General features: G+C 71.7%; 20 protein-coding genes. 9 read left to right on the plus strand and 11 right to left on the minus strand.

The annotated features are described in order from the left end of the window. Positions 1-24: 24 nt before the first annotated feature. Together VAB18032_RS08175 and VAB18032_RS08180 are read right to left on the minus strand one after the other, a co-directional pair. A complete protein-coding gene (locus VAB18032_RS08175) occupies positions 25-1341 on the minus strand; it encodes a ribonuclease D (RefSeq protein WP_013732326.1) in 1317 nt (438 codons plus the stop codon). Positions 1342-1411: 70 nt separating this feature from the next. After that, positions 1412-1984 (minus strand): DUF3000 domain-containing protein, encoded by a 573-nt coding sequence (locus tag VAB18032_RS08180; protein WP_013732327.1) that lies wholly within the window; start codon positions 1982-1984, stop codon positions 1412-1414. 219 nt (positions 1985-2203) lie between these two features. Here VAB18032_RS08180 and hemE point away from each other — a divergent pair, with 219 nt between their 5' ends. The 3 genes from hemE to hemQ are packed head-to-tail and all read left to right on the plus strand — an operon-like array spanning position 2204 to position 5414. Next, entirely contained in the window at positions 2204-3301 is a 1098-nt protein-coding gene (gene hemE / locus VAB18032_RS08185) for a uroporphyrinogen decarboxylase (RefSeq protein ID WP_013732328.1), read from the plus strand. A 5-nt stretch (positions 3302-3306) separates the two neighbouring features. After that, a complete protein-coding gene (gene hemG, locus VAB18032_RS08190; protein WP_013732329.1) occupies positions 3307-4716 on the plus strand; it encodes a protoporphyrinogen oxidase in 1410 nt (469 codons plus the stop codon). Then, positions 4713-5414 (plus strand): hydrogen peroxide-dependent heme synthase, encoded by a 702-nt coding sequence (gene hemQ, locus VAB18032_RS08195; RefSeq protein ID WP_013732330.1) that lies wholly within the window; start codon positions 4713-4715, stop codon positions 5412-5414. Before hemG ends, hemQ begins: the two co-directional genes overlap by 4 nt. A gap of 148 nt (positions 5415-5562) precedes the next feature. On the opposite strand, the gene VAB18032_RS08200 is transcribed toward hemQ, so the two are convergent. From VAB18032_RS08200 to VAB18032_RS08210, 3 genes are all read right to left on the minus strand, one after another. Then, positions 5563-6651: a lytic polysaccharide monooxygenase auxiliary activity family 9 protein gene (locus VAB18032_RS08200; protein ID WP_013732331.1), complete on the minus strand. Its 1089-nt coding sequence runs from the start codon at positions 6649-6651 to the stop codon at positions 5563-5565. Positions 6652-6813: 162 nt separating this feature from the next. Further along, on the minus strand, positions 6814-7254 hold the full coding sequence (locus VAB18032_RS08205; RefSeq protein ID WP_013732332.1) for a GNAT family N-acetyltransferase: 441 nt from the start codon (positions 7252-7254) through the stop codon (positions 6814-6816). A 136-nt stretch (positions 7255-7390) separates the two neighbouring features. Then, a complete protein-coding gene (locus tag VAB18032_RS08210; protein ID WP_013732333.1) occupies positions 7391-7651 on the minus strand; it encodes a hypothetical protein in 261 nt (86 codons plus the stop codon). Between the two features lie 192 nt (positions 7652-7843). Between VAB18032_RS08210 and VAB18032_RS08215 the strand changes: the two genes are divergently transcribed. From VAB18032_RS08215 to VAB18032_RS08225, 3 genes are all read left to right on the plus strand, one after another. Next, entirely contained in the window at positions 7844-8119 is a 276-nt protein-coding gene (locus tag VAB18032_RS08215; RefSeq protein ID WP_013732334.1) for an isoamylase early set domain-containing protein, read from the plus strand. Between the two features lie 99 nt (positions 8120-8218). Then, positions 8219-8962 carry a lytic polysaccharide monooxygenase gene (locus tag VAB18032_RS08220; protein WP_043720080.1) on the plus strand — a complete coding sequence of 248 codons (744 nt, stop codon included), beginning with the start codon at positions 8219-8221 and terminating at the stop codon, positions 8960-8962. A 56-nt stretch (positions 8963-9018) separates the two neighbouring features. Next, a complete protein-coding gene (locus VAB18032_RS08225; protein WP_013732336.1) occupies positions 9019-9630 on the plus strand; it encodes a DUF305 domain-containing protein in 612 nt (203 codons plus the stop codon). 5 nt (positions 9631-9635) lie between these two features. On the opposite strand, the gene msrB is transcribed toward VAB18032_RS08225, so the two are convergent. Then, positions 9636-10046 (minus strand): peptide-methionine (R)-S-oxide reductase MsrB, encoded by a 411-nt coding sequence (msrB, locus tag VAB18032_RS08230; RefSeq protein WP_013732337.1) that lies wholly within the window; start codon positions 10044-10046, stop codon positions 9636-9638. Between the two features lie 47 nt (positions 10047-10093). Here msrB and ligD point away from each other — a divergent pair, with 47 nt between their 5' ends. Continuing rightward, positions 10094-11119, plus strand: coding sequence for a non-homologous end-joining DNA ligase (gene ligD / locus VAB18032_RS08235; protein ID WP_013732338.1), 1026 nt, complete (start codon positions 10094-10096; stop codon positions 11117-11119). A gap of 226 nt (positions 11120-11345) precedes the next feature. Here the strand turns inward: ligD and VAB18032_RS08240 are convergent, their stop codons facing one another. Next, positions 11346-11798, minus strand: a complete 453-nt coding sequence (locus VAB18032_RS08240; protein ID WP_043720086.1) for a GNAT family N-acetyltransferase — start codon at positions 11796-11798, stop codon at positions 11346-11348. Between the two features lie 98 nt (positions 11799-11896). Beyond that, positions 11897-12541, minus strand: a complete 645-nt coding sequence (locus tag VAB18032_RS08245; protein ID WP_013732340.1) for a C39 family peptidase — start codon at positions 12539-12541, stop codon at positions 11897-11899. A 345-nt stretch (positions 12542-12886) separates the two neighbouring features. Here VAB18032_RS08245 and VAB18032_RS08250 point away from each other — a divergent pair, with 345 nt between their 5' ends. Beyond that, positions 12887-14518, plus strand: a complete 1632-nt coding sequence (locus tag VAB18032_RS08250; RefSeq protein ID WP_148272218.1) for a TolB family protein — start codon at positions 12887-12889, stop codon at positions 14516-14518. A gap of 40 nt (positions 14519-14558) precedes the next feature. On the opposite strand, the gene VAB18032_RS31545 is transcribed toward VAB18032_RS08250, so the two are convergent. After that, a complete protein-coding gene (locus tag VAB18032_RS31545) occupies positions 14559-15050 on the minus strand; it encodes a hypothetical protein (RefSeq protein ID WP_013732342.1) in 492 nt (163 codons plus the stop codon). Positions 15051-15145: 95 nt separating this feature from the next. Then, positions 15146-15871 (minus strand): DUF899 family protein, encoded by a 726-nt coding sequence (locus VAB18032_RS08260; RefSeq protein ID WP_013732343.1) that lies wholly within the window; start codon positions 15869-15871, stop codon positions 15146-15148. A 30-nt stretch (positions 15872-15901) separates the two neighbouring features. Between VAB18032_RS08260 and VAB18032_RS29970 the strand changes: the two genes are divergently transcribed. Next, positions 15902-16678: a winged helix-turn-helix transcriptional regulator gene (locus VAB18032_RS29970; RefSeq protein ID WP_013732344.1), complete on the plus strand. Its 777-nt coding sequence runs from the start codon at positions 15902-15904 to the stop codon at positions 16676-16678. A 69-nt stretch (positions 16679-16747) separates the two neighbouring features. On the opposite strand, the gene VAB18032_RS08270 is transcribed toward VAB18032_RS29970, so the two are convergent. Continuing rightward, positions 16748-17668, minus strand: a complete 921-nt coding sequence (locus tag VAB18032_RS08270) for an RNA polymerase subunit sigma-70 (protein WP_013732345.1) — start codon at positions 17666-17668, stop codon at positions 16748-16750. Positions 17669-17769 lie beyond the last annotated feature (101 nt).

Consider the following 17769-nt stretch of genomic DNA (forward strand, 5'->3'; position numbering starts at 1 on the left):
CTTCATGCCACCCGAAAGGGGCTGTCAGGTGGGGAGGAGGGCTTGGGCCAGGGCGGGGAGGAGGAGGGTGATCTGCCATTCGCGGGCGTGGAGGGTGCGTAGGGCGTCGGCGACGGTGGCTTCGGTGATCTCCTCGGGGGGCTGCCAGGCGAGCCGGCGGACCGTGTCTGGGGAGATCAGGTTCTCCGGCGGCAGATTGTGCTCGCCGGCCAGCCGCAGCACCACCTCGCGGGAACGGGCCAGTCGGGCGGCCGCGGCCGGATCCCGTTCGGCCCAGCGGTGCGGCGGGGGTGGGCCCTCCACCGTCGGCGTCACCGGCAGATCCTCGTCCGGCAACTGCCGCGCGTCGTCCAGCGCCGCCAGCCAGGTCCGGGCCAGTCGGCGTACCGACCGGCCGCCGAAACCGGGCAGGGTGAGCAGCGTCTTCTCGTCCTTCGGGTCCAGTTCCGCCGCCGCCACGATGGCCGAGTCGGGCAGCACCCGGCCCGGTGCCGAGTCCCGGCGGGCGGCGATCTGGTCGCGGGCATACCACAGGGACCGCACCCGGGCCTGCGCCCGTGCGCCACGGACCCGGTGGATGCCGGAGGTACGGCGCCAGGGCTCGGCGCGTACCCGGGGCGGGCGGGTGCCGGCCTGCACCAGGGCGGCGAACTCCTCCTCCGCCCACTGCGACTTGCCCTGCCGGGTCAGCTCCGCGTCCAGGGCGTCGCGCAGGTCGGTCAGCAGTTCCACGTCCAACGCCGCGTACGTCAGCCAGGACTCCGGCAACGGCCGGCTGGACCAGTCCGCCGCCGAGTGGTGCTTCTCCAGGCTGTAGCCGAGCAGCTGCTCGGTGAGCGCGGCCAGGCCCACCCGCTCGAATCCGGCGAGCCGGGCGGCCAACTCGGTGTCGAACAGCCGTCGCGGACGCAGTCCCAACTCGGCGAGGCAGGGCAGATCCTGGTTGGCCGCGTGCAACACCCACTCGGTGTCCGCGATCACGGCGTCGAGCGCGCTGAGATCGGGCAGCGGCAACGGGTCGATCAGCGCGGTACCGGCGCCGCTGCGCCGCAACTGCACGAGGTACGCCCGCTGGCTGTAGCGGTAGCCCGAGGCGCGCTCGGCGTCCAGGGCCACCGGGCCGCTGCCGGCCGCGAAGCGGGCCACCACCTCGGCAAGTTGTTCCGGGACGGTCACCGGCTCAGGGGTGCCCTCGCGGGGGGCGGTCAGCGGCACGGACTCGCCGCCGGTGGATTCGGTCCCCGCGTCCGACGGCTCCGGCCGCGCCGACGGCGGGGTCTCGATGTCGTTTCCCGTACGGCTTGCGGCGGTCCGACGGCGCAGGGGTGGTTCGTCGGTCACCTGACAACCCTAGTGCGGAAGCGGAACACACCGCGCGCACCCGCCCCCGCCGCGTGTCGACCCAGCCGACTCAGCCGGTGGCGGCGGCTCGGCGGTCGGTCAGGGCGGTGACGCCGGGGGGCGGCAGGCCGGCGGTGGAGGCGAGCAGGGTGCACCAGGCGTACAGGTGCGAGGTGAGGTCGCCGTCGGTCGGCGTCCACGAGGCGCGGATCTCGATGTCGGCGGTCGCGGGCGGGCCGGCGAGATCCCCGAACCGGTTCGACATCGTCTGGGTGACCGTCCCGCCGATGGCCCGGTAACCCGCCTCCTGGGCGTCGAGGGCATCGGTGAGCCAGGTCCAGGCGACCCCCGGCAGCAGCGGGTCGGCGGCCAGGTCGCTCTCCAACTCGGCGGTGACGTAGGTGACCAGCCGCAGGGTGCCCTGCCAGGCCTCGTGTCCGACCGGGTCGTGCAACAGGATCAGCCGGCCGGTGGTCACCTCGTCGCCGTCGCGCAGCACCGACGCGGACAGCGCGAAGGCGTACGGCGCGAGTCGCTGCGGGGCACCGATCTCCTCCAGGCCGATCTCCGGCCGGGGCGTCGCCGACCGGAGCCCGGCGACCGCGCGGGCGAAGGTGTCCGGAAGCGCGATCGGGGGGGCCATGTCCGCAGCCTAAGCCGCCACCCGCCGCCTCGCCGTGACGGCACGCCGAGGATCACCAGCTGGTGATCATCCGCCGGCTGCCGACGAACCCGCCCAGCGGCGGTGTCGACAGCGGTCCGCGGCTCTACCGCCTGCCCCTTGCTTCCTCGAAGGGCTGCCACGTCACAAAGTGGGCGGTGGGGGAGGGAGCGGGATGGGGCGCGTGGCACGATTGCCGCGATGACCACCGACACCACGGGCGCCGCTGCCCGAGACGACGCCTCCCGCCCCGGCGGGCCCGCCGACTCGCCCTTCGTGCGGGCGTGTCGTCGCCGGCCCGTCCCGCACACCCCGGTCTGGTTCATGCGCCAGGCCGGCCGGTCGCTGCCGGAGTACCGCGAGATCCGGGCCAACGTGGCGATGCTGGAGTCCTGCCGCCGCCCCGACCTGGTCACCGAGATCACCCTCCAGCCGGTACGCCGGCACAAGGTGGACGCGGCCATCCTGTTCAGCGACATCGTGGTGCCGGTCGCCGCCGCCGGGGTCGACCTGGACATCGTGCCCGGCACCGGGCCGGTGGTGGCCGAGCCGGTGCGTACCGCCGCCGACGTGCAGCGGATCCGCCCGATCGGTCGCGACGACGTCCCGTACGTGGACGAGGCGGTCCGGATGCTTGTCAAGGAACTGGGTGACACCCCGCTGATCGGCTTCGCCGGTGCGCCGTTCACCCTGGCCAGCTACCTGGTCGAGGGCGGGCCGTCGCGCAACCACGTCAAGACCAAGGCCCTGATGTACGGCGACCCCGAGCTGTGGCACGCCCTGGCCGGCCGGCTCGCCGAGGTGACCCTGGCGTTCCTGCGGGTGCAGATCGCCGCCGGGGTCAGCGCGGTGCAGCTCTTCGACTCCTGGGCGGGCGCGCTCTCCGAGGCCGACTACCGCCGGTTCGTGCTGCCGCACTCGACGACCGTGCTGTCCGGGCTGGCCGACGCGGGGATCCCGCGGATCCACTTCGGGGTGGGCACCGCCGAGCTGCTCGGCGCGATGGGTGAGGCCGGTGCCGACGTGGTCGGCGTGGACTGGCGTACCCCGCTGGACGTCGCGACCTGCCGGATCGGGCCCGACAAGGCCGTGCAGGGCAACCTCGACCCGTGCCTGCTGTTCGCCCCGTGGCCGGTCATCGAGGCCGAGGTGCGCCGCATCCTCGACCAGGGCCGCGCCGCCCCCGGGCACGTGTTCAACCTCGGACACGGGGTGCTGCCGGAGACCGACCCGGAGGTGCTCACCCGGGTGGTCGCCCTGGTGCACGAACTGTCCGCCCGCCCCGCCGAGGGGGCCTGACCGCCATGGCGTCGCGGTGGCGGGTGGCGGTCGTCGGCGGCGGCATCGCCGGCCTGGCCGCCGCGGTCCGGTTGCGCGACCGCGCCCCGGAAGGCACCGAGATCATCGTGTACGAGCAGTCCGGCGCGCTCGGCGGCAAGCTGCGTACCGGTGAGCTGCTCGGCGGGCCGGTGGAGTTCGGTGCCGAGTCGTTCCTGATGCGGGATCCGGCCGGCGGCGACTCGGCGGTGGTGACCCTGATCCGCCGCCTCGGGCTGACCGAACGCATCGTGCACCCCACCGTCGGGCAGGCGGCGCTCGCCGTCGACGGCCAGTTGCGGCCGATCCCCGGCGGCACGCTGATGGGCGTACCCGGGGATCTGGAGAAGGTGGCGACGGTGGCCCGGCCGACCCCGGAGGCCGACCACGACGGCGGCGCGCCGCTGCTCGGTGCCACCGACGACGTCTCCGTCGGCGCGCTGGTCCGCGCCCGGTTCGGCGACGACGTGGTCGACCGGCTGGTCGACCCGATGCTCGGCGGCGTGTACGCGGGCCGGGCCGACGACCTGTCCCTGGCCACCACCATGCCCGCCCTGGCCCGCGCCGCCCGCACCCGGCACACGCTGCTCGACGCGGTCCGGGCGGCGCAGGCCGCCGCCCCCCGATACACCGGCCAACCGATCTTCGGCACCCTCGACGGCGGGCTGAGCACCCTGGTCGAGGCCGCCGCCACGGCCAGCGGGGCGACCATCCGCACCAACGCCGCGGTCCGTGAACTCACCCCGACCGGCACCGGCTGGCGGCTGACCGTCGGCCCGACCCGCGACCCGGAGCACGTCGACGTCGACGCGGTGGTGCTGGCGGTGCCGGCCCGGCCGGCGGCCCGGCTGCTCACCGACGTGGCCGACGCGGTGGCGGCCAAGATCGGCGGGCTGGACTACGCAAGCGTCGCGCTTGTCACCCTGGCCCTGCCCGAGCCGACGCTGCCGCAGCTGTCCGGCTTCCTGGTGCCCGGCACCGAAGGGCTGCTGATCAAGGCGTCCACGTTCTTCACCACCAAGTGGGGGCACCTGCGTCGCGACGACGGGGTGGCGCTGGTGCGCGCCTCGGTGGGCCGCTACGGCGACGAGGCCCAGTTGCAGCGCTCCGACGAGGACCTGGCCGCCACCGTGCACCGGGAGTTGTCGGCGGTGCTCGGCACGCCGCTGCCCGCCCCGATCGCCGGGCACGTGCAGCGCTGGGGTGGGGCGTTGCCGCAGTACACCCCCGGCCACCTCGATCGGATCGCCGCCGCGCGGGCCGTCCTGCGGGCGGCGCATCCGACGCTGACGTTGGCCGGTGCCGGCTACGACGGCGTGGGCATCCCGGTCTGCGTCCGCTCCGGCGAGACGGCAGCCGAGGAGATCATCACAGCATTGGGAGGATCGGCGAGATGACCGAGCAGAGCAACGCGGCCCGGCTGAAGGAACTCAACTCCACCATCCGCTACACCATGTGGTCGGTGTTCCGGGTCAGCGCCCCGCTGCCGTCGCTGCGCGACAACGTCACCGGCGAGGTCGAGTCGCTGATCGAGGAGTTGGCCGGCAAGGACGTGGTGGTCCGGGGCACGTACGACGTGGCCGGGCTGCGCGCCGACGCCGACCTGATGATCTGGTGGCACTCCTCGTCCAGCGACGCCCTCCAGGACGCCTACCTGCGGTTCCGGCGCACCACGCTGGGGCGGGCGATGACCCCGGTCTGGTCGCAGATGGCGCTGCACCGGCCGGCCGAGTTCAACAAGAGCCACATCCCGGCCTTCCTCGCCGGTGAGGAGGCCCGCGCCTACCTGTGCGTCTACCCGTTCGTCCGCTCGTACGACTGGTACCTGCTGCCCGACGCGGAGCGGCGGGAACTGCTCGCCGAGCACGGCCAGATGGCCCGGGGCTACCCGGACGTACGCGCCAACACGGTGGCCTCGTTCGCGCTCGGCGACTACGAGTGGATGCTCGCCTTCGAGGCCGACGAGCTGCACCGGATCGTGGACCTGATGCGGGACCTGCGCGCCTCGCGGGCCCGGCTGCACGTCCGCGAGGAGGTGCCGTTCTACACCGGCCGCCGCCGCTCGATCGCCGACATCGTCACCGCCCTGGCGTGAAAGGAAGGGCACCTTGTTAACGCCTCGTGCATAGCAAGGGCCCCCTGTTAACACTCACCGGCGCCGACGGGCCGACGCGTCAGCCTCGGCCCGTCGGCCAGCCGGGCGGGGCCGCGCCCGAGGGAGAAGGGCGCGACCCCGCTCGGGATCAGGTGGTGGCCGTACAGGTCAGCGTGGGTGCGCTGGCACTGGAGCCGGATGCCAGGAAGCCGAACGTGGTGCTGGCTCCGGAGCCGAGGCTGCCGTTGTAGCTGACGTTGGTGGCGGTCACCGTGGAGCCGCTGGAGCTGAGCGTGGCGTTCCACGCCTGGCTGACCTGCTGACCGTTGGCGTACGTCCAGGTCACCCGCCAGCTGCGGATGGCCGCGCTGCCCGCAGTCACCTTCACCTCACCCTGGAAGCCACCGGACCAGCTGTTGGTCACCTGGTACGTCGCCGAGCAGGCACCCGCCGGCGGCGGGTTGCTGGGCGGCGGAGTGGACGGCGGGGGAGTGGTGGGCGGCGGGGTCGTGGGCGGGGGAGTGGTCGGCGGCGGCGTGGTGGGCGGCGGGTTGGTGCTGCCACCGAACTGCACGTCGCTGCAGTGGTAGTACGACTGGTCGAAGTGGCTGGCCTGCCAGATGGTGTAGATGATGTGCCGGCCGCTGCGGCCCGGCGCGTTCACCGGGATCTCGATGGAGACTCCGTCGACCTCACGCTGCCACTGGGAGGCCGGGGTGTTGCCGATCTGCCCGACGAGCTCCAGGTCCGACCAGGCCAGCGGCTTGGTCAGCGCGTCGAAGCCCTGCTTGGTGGCGTACACCCGGATGTAGTCGGCCCCGTGGCTGGCCTGGTCGAAGAACTTCAACCGGAAGCTGTTGGAGACCTGGGTGGTCCGCCAGGCGCCGATGGTGTCCAGGGCGTTGTAGCGCCCACCCTCGGCGCGGCCGCCCGAGCAGAGCTGGCCGTCCGGGATGGCGGCCTGGTGGTTGCCGCCGACGCCCTCACGGAACTGGCCGTTCCAGTTCCACATGGCCTGCGGGTTGGCCTGCCAGGCCTGCCAACACATCGGGTCCTCGGTGGCCATCCGAGGGTTCATGTGGTCGCCACCCCAGCGCTCCCAGCAGCTGTAGGCGCGGGCGCCGGGGTTGACGACCGAGCCGTGTGCGGAGGCGGAGTTGACCAGGGCGGTGGAGACGAGCAGGGTGGCGGCTGCCGCGGTGGCGAGCAGGCCGGCCAGCCTGGCGGGTTTGAGCATTTTGGACATGCGTGGAGCCCCCAGGGGGAGTCGTCGGATTGCGACATCGCCCGAACGCCCGGGAGTTGCCTCTCCCGCGCCGGTCCGCGTGGCACTGCGGTTATTGGCTCCGTGCGGAAGAATGGCACAAAACATCGCCATCCGTCAATCGCTGCGGCCGGATCAGGGGTCGCGGCGCATGGGGGTGTGCGGGATGCCGTCCTCGACGTACTCCGGGCCGCTGACCGTGAACCCGTGCCGGGCGTAGAAGTCGACCAGATGCGACTGCGCCTCCAGCACGCACGGTCGGTCGCCGATCTCGGCCAGCGCCGCGACTACCAGCCGTCCGGCATGCCCGGCGCCGCGCGCCGACGGCGCCACCACCACCCGACCGATCCTGGCCACGCCGTCGGGGTCGGCCAGGATTCGCAGGTACGCCAGGACAGCGCCGTCGCGTGCCAGCCAGAGGTGTCGGGTGCCGGGTTCGACGTCGCGGCCGTCGAGTTCCGGGTACGCGCACTCCTGCTCGACCACGAACACGTCGACGCGCAGCCGTACCAGGTCGTGAAAGGTGCGGGCGTCGAGGTCGGCGAAACCGGCGACCCGCAGCTGTGTGCTCGGCATCGGCCCAGGCTAGGGCGTCACCGACCGGCCGCCGGTCGCGGGTGGGTGTCAGCCGCGACGGGGAGCGTTCCTGGTCAGGCGGGGCGGGTGCGCGCCTGGTCGGGGCGTGCGCGGTCAGCCGTGGTGAGGTGCTCGGTCAGGCGGGGCGGGCACCGACGGTGTCGCGGATCTGGGCGCCCTGCTCGGCCTCCACCGCGCGGGCGCAGTGACCGCAGCAGAAGAAGCGCCCGGAAACCTCCACCCCGTGCCCGATGATCTTCACCTGGCAGTGTTCACAGATCGGGGCCAGCTTGTGTGCGGCGCACTCGAAGCTGTCGAAGGTGTGCACGTCGCCGCTGACCGTGCGTACCTCGAAGGCCAGCCAGTAGTCGTTTCCGCAGACCTCGCACGTCGCCACGACGCATCCCCTCGATAGCCGGTTGTTGTCCTCAGCGTGTGGCACGCGATCGGCCGGGGTGGCCGGAATCGGCGCGGATCGCCCGGACGGGGCGGCGTGTCGCTCGCCGCAGATCGGCCGTTGTACCTGGTGACCTGGCCGGCGGCGGCTCGGCCGCCGCCTTTCGGTGAAGTGCGCGAACCGGGAGGAATGATGATCAAGCGGAACCGACTCTTCGGCAGCCAGACTCGGGTCACCTTCTGCCTTCCCCGAGACACCCCACCGGGAACGGTCAGCGTGGTCGGGTCCTTCAACGGTTGGCAGCCCGGTGAACACGTGCTGGTGGCCCGCCGGGACGGCACCCGGACGGTGACCGTACGGCTGGGGCCGGGGCAGCACCGCTTCCGTTACCTGGCCACCGGTGGGCTGTGGTTCGACGACGAGTCCGCCGACCGGGTGGACGACCAGGGCGGCCTGCTGCTGCTCTGATCGCCGCCACTTTTATTGATAGCGGTCTTTACTGTTAACATTGTTTAAATTATGTTGGTGGCACCTCACCAGGCAACATGCCGCGAAGGAGCCGCCGCCATGCGTCGAAGAATCACTCTCCCGCTGCTTGCGACGGGTGCCATGGTCGCCACCCTGGCCGTCGCCGCCCCCGCCCAGGCCCACGGCTACGTCTCGTCACCGCCCAGCCGGCAGGCGCTCTGCGCCCAGAACCGGGTCCCCGACTGCGGGCAGATCCGCTGGGAACCGCAGAGCGTGGAAGGCCCCAAGGGGCTGCGCAACTGCCACGCCAACATCTCCCACTTCGCCGTCCTCAACGACGACAACCGGGGCTGGCCCGCCACCTCGGTCGGCACCACTGTCACCTTCACCTGGGTCAACACCGCGATGCACGCCACCCGCGACTGGGAGTACTACATCGGTAACACCCGGGTCGCCGTGTTCAGCGGCGGCGGACGCCAGCCGGGCCCCACCGTCTCGCACAGCGTCAACCTGTCCGGCTACTCCGGCCGCCAGAAGCTGCTGGCCGTCTGGAACATCGCCGACACCGCCAACGCCTTCTACTCCTGCGTCGACCTGCAGATCGGCGGTGGCGGCAACCCGCCGCCGAGCCCGAGCCCGACCACCCCGCCGGCACCGTCGCCCACCCCGACCGTCGCGCCGACCAGCAACCCGCCGGCCGGTGGCACCTGGACCGCGGGGCGCGCGTACGCCGTCGGCGACCAGGTCACCTACGGCGGTCGGACGTACCGCTGCCGGCAGGCGCACACCGCGATCGCCGGTTGGGAGCCACCGAACGTACCAGCGCTGTGGAGCCTGGTCTGAGCAGCGGGAGGTGCGGTTGGTCCCGGCCGCACCTCCCGCCGGCCCGCCTCCGGGCGGTGCTGGCCCTGACCGCCGTGCTGTTCGCCACCGGTTGCGGCGGGCAGCACGGCGGTGGCGGCGCGCCGGCACCGCCGGCCGCGACCGCATCGGCGACCGGCGGCCCGACGGCGTCACCCGCTCTCGACGCACCGCGACCCGCCGGATCCGGTACGCCGGCAGCCACCGGGATGGCCGGCATCGACCTGCTGTTTCTGTCGATGATGGCCGGGCACACCGAGCAGACCCTGCAGATCGCCCGGCTGGTCCACGACCGGCTCGCCGACCCCGAGCTGCGGACCCTGATCGCCGCCATCGAGGTGACCGAGGCCGACGAACTGGCCACCGCACGCGGCTGGTTGGCGCAGGCCGGGCGCAGCGCCCGCGCCGACGAGCACGCCGGCCACGGCACCGGCCCGGACCAGTTGGCCCGGCTGCGCGACGCCCCGGCCGGCGAGGTCGACCGGGTGCTGGTCGAGGTGCTCGGCGCCCACCAGAAGGGCGCCGCCGACCTGGCCCGCGCGCACCTGGCAGCCGGCACCGACGAGCGGGTACGCGACCTCGCCCGACGCATCGAGCAGTCCCGTACCGCCCAGGTCGCGATGCTGGCCGCCCACCCGGCAGCGGCCTGACCGGCTCAGGGGGTGCTGGGGTCCAGGCGGATGGAAAGGGAGTTCACGCAGTGCCGGGTGTCCTTCGGGGTGAAGCCCTCACCACGGAAGACGTGCCCCAGGTGGCTGTCGCAGCGGGCGCAGCGGATCTCGGTGCGCCGCATGCCGAGGGAGTTGTCCTCGATCTCCTTGATCGCACCCGGGATGGCGTCGTCGAAGCTCGGCCACCCGCAGTGCGAGTCGAACTTGGTGTCACTCGGGTACAACTCCGCACCGCAGGCGCGGCAGCGGTACATGCCGGGGGTCTTGGTGTCGACGTACTCGCCGGTCCACGCCGGCTCCGTGCCGTGCTCGCGCAGCACCCGGAACTCCTCGGGGCTGAGCCGGACCCGCCACTCGTCCTCGGTGCGGGGCAGTTCGCTGTCGGGAAGACTCACCCGTCAACGGTACGTCGAACGTCGGACCCATCGCATATGGTCGCGAAATGGCAGGCACGAAGGCGGCGGCCGAGGAGATCGAGGTCGCGGGACACACCGTACGGCTGTCCAGCCCGGACCGGGTGATCTTCCCGAAGCGCGGCTTCACCAAGGCCGACGTCTTCGGCTACTACCTGGGCGTCGGCGACGGCATCATGCGCGCCCTGCGCGAGCGGCCGACCACCCTGCAACGCTTCCCCGACGGCATCGAGGGGGAGATGTTCTTCTCCAAGCGGGTGCCGACCCGGGGCGTACCACCCTGGGTGCGCACCACCGAGATCACCTTCCCCAGCGGGCGCACCGCCGCGGAGCTCTGCCCGGTGGACCTGGCCCACGTGGCCTGGGCGGCGCAGATGGGCACCGTCGTGTTCCACCCGTGGCCGGTGCGCGCCGCCGAGCCCGACCGCCCCGACGAGCTGCGCGTCGACCTCGACCCGCAGCCCGGCACCGACTTCGCCCACGCGGCCACCGCCGCCGGCGAGCTGCACGTCATCCTCGACGAGCTGGGCGTCCCCGGCTGGCCGAAGACCTCCGGCGGCCGAGGCGTGCACGTCTACCTGCGCATCCAGCCACGCTGGAGCTTCGTCGAGGTGCGCCGGGCCACCATCGCGCTGGCCCGGGAGTTGGCCCGCCGCCGCCCCGACCTGGTCACCACCGCCTGGTGGAAGGAGGAACGCGGCGAGAGGGTCTTCGTCGACTACAACCAGATGGCCCGGGACCGCACCATCGCCTGCGCGTACTCGCTGCGGGCCAACGCCCGGGCGACCGTCTCCACCCCGGTCACCTGGGACGAGTTGCCCGACGTCGACCCGGACGACTTCGACCTGCGTACCGTCCCGCAGCGGCTGGCCGAGCAGGGTGACCCGCACGCCGGCATCGACGACGCCGGATGGGACATCACCCCGCTGCTGGAGTGGGCCGAGCGGGACGCCGCAGCCGGCGAGGGCGACCTGCCCTACCCACCGGACCACCCCAAGATGCCCGGCGAACCCAAGCGGGTCCAGCCCTCCCGCGACCGCGACCGCCCCCGCTGACCCACCCCGCCGCGTTGCTTCGGGCCCGCACGCCGTCGTGTTGGTCCGTGTCTGCCGCGGTGCTTACTGCCGGGCGGGGCATGCTCTGCACGGTCACACTCGATCCTGGATCGAGTGGCTTCCCGTTCGCGGCGAGGCCACTCGATCCCAGATCGAGCGTGACCTTGCGGGGTGCGGCTCGACTGCGAGGTCGGGCGTCCCCAGCTGGCCGACCCGCCGACAGGCGTCAGAGGCTGAGCTTCATGCCCTCGTGGCTGGCCACGAAGCCGAGGCCCAGATAGAAGCGGTGGGCGTCGTGGCGGCTCTTGTCGGTGGTGAGCTGCACCAGGCCGCAGCCGCGCTGCCGTGCCTGATCGATCGCCCAGGTCATCATGAGTCGGCCGAAGCCCTGACCGCGCCGGTCCGAGCGGACCCGTACCGACTCGATCAGTTGCCGTTCGGCACCCTGCCGACCGAGCCCGGGGATGTAGGTGAGCTGCATGCAGCCGACCACCTCGCCGCCGGCCTCGGCGACGACGAGGTGGTTGCGCGGGTCGGCGGTGATGTCCGCGAACGCCTTTTCGTAGGTGGCGTCGACCTCGCCGACGTCCCGGGTGCGCCCCAGCATGTCGTCGGCGAGCAGGTCGAGTACGGCGGGCAGGTCGGCCCGGATCGCCGCACGGAAGATCACGTCGCTCATCCCGTGAGAATCGCACACCCACGGCGACTGGTCTGTGGCAGACCGAAGGGCCGACCCCACCTGGGGGCCGGCCCTTCGGGTGTTCAGTTGTCGGATCGTCAGCTGGCGGCGCTGTAACCGCGGGTAGCGATCCAGTTGGCCAGGGTCTTGATGTCCATCTGGTACGAGGCCTGGGCGGGGTTGGCGGAGTCGGCGATGGTCACGGTCTTGCCCTCGTCGTCGTAACCGGTGACGCTGACGTAGTGGCCGCCTTCGAAGCTGTGGGCGACGCCGTCGGTGTCGGTGGCGGTGCCGGCGATGTTGGCGACCACGGCACGGCCGTCGTCGACGGTGCGCTTGATGTCCTCGCGCAGCTTGTCGGTCTGCTTCTCGGCGGCCTTGGCGTCACGGATCTCCACCGACTTGTAGACGTCCTTGCCGGTCTCCTTGTTCAGCACCGGGGTGATGTCGTTGATGGAGTCGGTACCGGCCTCGGTGGTGCCCATCCGCTCGGCCATGTCGTACACGTCGATGTTCTTGCCCTGCACGCTCAGGGCGTTGCGGGCGGCGGCGGGGCCGCAGAAGTAGAAGTTGGGCTGGGCTTCGTAGCGCACGTCGAGCTGGCGCTCGTCGCTGGGCTTGCGGTCGGCCTGCACGCCAGCGGGGGCGGCGTGGGCGGCGACGGCGGGGCCGGCGATGCCACCGGCGGTGGCGGCGGCAGCGGCGAAGGTCAGGGCGGTCTTACGCAGGAGGGTGGTACGCATGATTGAGTCACACCTTCCGTTCGGGGGTACGCAGCAGGAATCAGCCGGTTCGGGCGTGCCGTGCTGCGGGGGGAAAGAGGAACGCCCGGCGAGGTGCTCGGGCGTCCGAGGGATGTAACGATCCCGGGCGGCCCCACATTCCACGGGGTTCCGGGAGACCGCGTGGCGGGGGGAGGCCCTCGCGGTATGCCATGTACAACGACCCGTGGCCGGGCGTCATTCCGCCGTCGACCGATCGGTGCGCCCCGCAAACGGCCACATACCGGACGGCAGGTCGGTGTCGGGCATGAACCTTCGGGCCCCGCTCCGGAGCGGCGGCTTGTCGAAGGGGATCACAATGCCCGGATGACTGTTATCCGCCAGGCTGCGTCGATTGCGCTTGCACTGCTGGTGCTGACCACGGCCACGAGCTGCACCCAAGCGGAACAGGACGATCTGCCCGTCCGAGTGACGCAGGTGCCGGCCGAGGTGCGTGGGCTCGGTCCGGCGCTGCTTGCGGTTCCCCTGACCGACGAGGCGACAGGGCTGCTCGCGCTGGAACGGTTCGGCGATGACCTCGCCGGCCTGACGCCCGCCCGGCGACACACCCAGGTCGCTCTCGGCGGTGATCCCCGTTTCCCGACCGTCGCCCGAGGGCTGGGTGAGGATCGCCGTGACGCCGTACTCGTCGACGGCCGCCTGCGCGACGTCACGCTGCCCGATTTTGGGTACGCCGATCGGGCCTTCAGTGTCGAATCCAACCTGTCGATCACGGAATCCCGTTGTCTCACCGTGACCGGCGACGGCAGGGTCGGGCTGCCGGCGGTCGAGGCATTCTGCAAGATCGCTGACCGGGGCGGGGTGATCTGGGAGCAGGGACAGAGCGGCCGGTACGGCGGGATCGACCTGGCGTCCGGGGCGGCGAGCCCGGCCGTCGAGCTGCCGTCGAAGCCGATCGCCGCCACACCCGACGGCCGCTACCTCGCCGCGCTCACCAGCCAGGACCCTCGGCAACTCGTCATCGCGGACACCAGGACCGGCCAGTCCCGGCCCACCGTGACGGTCAGCGGGGCGGACCGCGGGGCGGAGTTCCCCGGGGTCTTCACCAGCGATGGGTTCGCCGTGCTGCGTCGGCCCGTTCCCGGCACCCGCCGGATCAGCCTGGTCACCCCGAAGGGGGAGGTACGTGACCTGCTCTCCCCGGTCGGCGAGGTCGCCTTCGCCCCGGACGGGCGGCGCGCCATCGTGGTGGACACCCGCTCCGGCAAGGGCCGACTCTCCGTACTCGACCTGAAGTCGGGCGCGGTCACCCCGGTGGTCGGCGACGGCACCGAGCAGCCCGACCGGCCGGCGGAGCTGCCGCCGGTGACCGGCACCGTCACCGCGACGGTTTCCGGCGACCACGCCCTGGTCGTCGAGCTGGAGGCCGGTCCGGACCCCCGCCAACGGGTGCCCCGGCCCAGCCGCGCCTGGTCGGTACGACTCTCCACCGCGACCGCGACCTCCCACCCGAACACCCCGGAGGCGTCGGAGGTGACGGTGTGGCGGCACGAATTCCCGCCGACCGACGCAGCCGCGTTGTCGGCGCTGTGGTTCGCGCCAGGCAAGCAGACCCTCACCCTCAGCCCCGACGGTACGGTCACCAGCGCCCCGCCTGGAACCTTTCCCCGAGAGACCCTCGGTGACGGCGCGGTGCTGCACACCCTGCTCGCCGAGAGCGGACGCGAGCGGGTGGATCGGCTGCTGGTGACCGACAGCTCCGGCGGCAGGGTGGAGATTCCCACCGGCGCCGGCCCCGACCAGCGGGTCGCCAACGTAATCCTCACACCGGACCAGCAGCACCTGCTGATCTCGCTGCGTCCGCTCAACAGCCGGACAGCGCCAGGAGATCTCGACGTCGTCATGATCGCTCGCCGGGACGGCACCGGCAAACCAGTCGTCGTCTACCAAGGGGCCTGGTTGGTCAGCCTCGGCATCGTTCCCACAAGCACCAGTTGACCTGATGGCGACCGGAAAGGTCGGAGGCTACGAGTACGACCTACGCGCTCTTGCCGACGCTACCGACCAACGCGATCGCCGCCACATCGTTGCATTCGGGCGGGACCAACGGATACAGGTCGGAGGGCTGTGCGACGGTCGGCAGTTCCTCGTATCCGCCGCCAGCGGAAATCCGGTCGCCCGCCGTCAACGCGCCAACCTTGGGCACCCGTACGCCGATTCTGCCGTCGGTGAGCAGCGTGACGCCCGGGGGCCAGACCACCACGTACGATTGCATCTCGGCGTCGCGCAGGACCAGGCATCCGCCGCTGCCGACCCTAAGTTCACCGCGCAACGCGGCGAGGAAATGCACTTCGGTGGCCGCGACCAGCGTCTGGAAGCCTTCCCCTGTCAGGAGGCTGCCTCCCGCACTGGTAGGGCTGGCGGGCCCTCGGACAGTCGACGTCTCGGTGGTCAGCGGACGCGAATGGTCCCCGGCGCAACCGGCCAGGGCCAGCAGCAGCGCGCAAGTGCACACGGCGATCCGAACCATGCGGCCAGTAGAACGGGCACAAACTGGTCAGGCAAGCTGCCGTGCCGTTCGTTTCCGCTGGTTGCCCTGGCAGCCCGGCCTGGTCGGCGTAGTCGTCAGTGGCAGTGGGATGCGCCGGCGGGTGTGACCGGCGTGACCTGCGGGCGGGTCCACTGCGCGGTCGGCCGGCCGTCCCTGCGCCAGAAGCTGTACGGCGGACGCTGCGGCCAGCCCTCGGGCGAGTCCTCCCACTCCTCCTGGCGGCCGTAGACGGTCATGTCGAGCAGCTTGAGTGAGCCCATGATCGCCTCGACGCCCCGGCTGGTCGTCTCGTAGGTGAGGAAGACCCGGTCGTGCTGACGGAGGTAGCAGGCGATGGCACCGTTGTCGGCGAAGGCCGGCTCGTCGACACCGTACGTCGAATACCACGGGTGGGTGTAGCCCATGAACTCCCGGAACGGCGCGATCTCCTCGTACGGCCCTTCGCAGAAGACGGCGAAGGTGATGCCGCACTCCTCAAGGTAGACCGCGTTCTGGAAGTCCCAGATGCTGAGGGTGCAGCCCTCACACTGCCCCTCGAGCGGCTTGCCGAGGTGCCACATGTGCTTGTAGACGACGAGTTGGTCGCGGCCCTCGAAGATGTCGGGCAGCGAGGTCAGGCCCCGCTCGCCGATGAGTTCGACGGGCTGGATCTCGGTCATCGGCAGGCGGCGCCGAGCAGCGGCGATCGCGTCACCCTCGCGGGTATGGGCCTTCTCGCGGGGCAGGAGAGCATCCCGCTCCCGCAGCCAGGTCTCCCGGTCGACGATGGGAGGAAGCGGACTGCTGTCGATATTCTCCATGCCGGTACCTTAAACATAGTCGGTGCGGGTGTGGAGCCATCCTGGCACTGTGTCTCCGGGCAGAAGGGACGGCTGATCTGGTTGCCTATCAAGCGGACCTACGCCGAACTCGGTGACGCCTGCCGGGCGGCGAACGCGCTCGACCTGGTGGGCGACCGATGGACGCTTATCGTCGTACGCGAACTGATTCTCGGACCGAAACGTTTCTCGGACCTGGCGGAGGCGGCTCGCGGCATCACCCCGGCCGTCCTCAGCGACCGACTTCGGTCGCTGCAGCAGGCCGGCATCGTCGAGCAGGTCACGCTCACCGATCAACCCCACACCCAGGCGTACGCCGCCACCACGTGGGGCCAGGGCCTGGAGACGGTCCTCGCGGCGCTGGGACAGTGGTACGCGACCGGCCCGGCCCCGGACACCTGCGGTGGCATGACTCCCGACGCGACGGTCCTCGCCATGCGCACCATGGCGCCGCCCCTGCTCGCCGCCCTGCCGCCGATCGCCCTTCACCTGTACGACGCCCGCCGGCCCGACCCACCGGTACACCGGTACCACCTGACCGCCGTGGACCGGACTCTCACGATCCAGGTCGGGTTCGCCGAGGAGCCGGTGGCGACGGTGACCGCCGACTCGACAGTGTGGGGCGGCATCCTGTTCGAGGGCCTGCCGCTCGCCGACGCCGAACGCGCCGGTGACGTGCACGTCACCGGCGACCGCGACGCGGTCGTGCGCGTGGTCGGGCTCTACCGCACCGGGCAGCGCCCGACGAACGGGCATGGCAATCTCGGCATCCCGGTGACGACAGGATGAGCTGATGAGCGAAGGGGAGTACACCCCGGCTGGGGGCTCAGGCAACCACCTAGCTTGAGACTTACTCGTCTAGGGCTCGAGCGTGGCGGGCATGCCGAAGGCGGCGACGTGACGGGCACCGATGAAGGCGTTGCTCTCTACGATCTTCCCGTTCTCGATCCGGAGTACGTCGACGACCAACGCCTCGTAGCGCGGGCTGCCGGGCCGGCGGAGATAGTTGATCAGCGCCGGGCGCCCGTTGGCCGAGGTGGGGAACGTACGCCAGTCGAGCGGTCGGCCGAGGAACTCCGCGGCCGCGTCGATCCCGACGACCGGCGGCTCGGGCGGCATCGTGATCCGTACGTCCTCGGCGAGCAGTGCCCGGACCGTCTCCGGGTCCTTCGCGTTGGCGTAGCGGCGCAGGATCTCTTCGTCCTCACTGGTGAGCTGCGGGCGGCGCCAGTCCTTCGGGTCCGACGGAGCGTGCCGCCGAAGAGTGTGGCGGGCCCGCTGAAGGAGGCTGTTGACGGCCGCTACGGCGGTGTCGAGCGCGGCGGCGATCTCCTGCGGCGTCCAGCCGTAGACGTCGCGCAGCACGAAGGCCGCCCGCTGCCGCGGCGGCAGGTACCTGAGCGCTGCGATCACGGCCAGCTCGACGGTCTCCCGGGCGGCGAGACCGGTCTGCGGATCGTCGGCCAGCAGGGCGTCGGGATAGGGACCGAGCTCGGTGGACCACTCCAGCGGATCACCGTACGGTACCGTCCGGTGACCGGCCGCCTTGCGGCTGTCGAGGAAGACGTTCGTGGCGATCCGGTACAACCAGGTGCGCGCCGACGCCCGACCCTCGAAGCGGTCGCGAGCCCGCCAGGCCCGCAGGAAGGTCTCCTGCACCAGGTCGTCCGCGTCGGTGACGTTCCCGGCGAGGCGGTAGCAGTGGACGTGTAGCTCACGCCGGTGCTCGTCGAAGGCGCGCTGAAGCCAGACCGCCGGCTCATCAGGCGATTCGGACATGTGACTTCCCCGGGGCTGAGTGGTCCTCACCACCGTACTGACGACTGAGGACCCATCCGTCATCGGTCACCGATGACGACCGTCGACTCGGTCGTCTGTAC

This window comes from Micromonospora maris AB-18-032 (assembly GCF_000204155.1).
In the GTDB taxonomy this organism is placed as follows: domain Bacteria; phylum Actinomycetota; class Actinomycetes; order Mycobacteriales; family Micromonosporaceae; genus Micromonospora; species Micromonospora gifhornensis.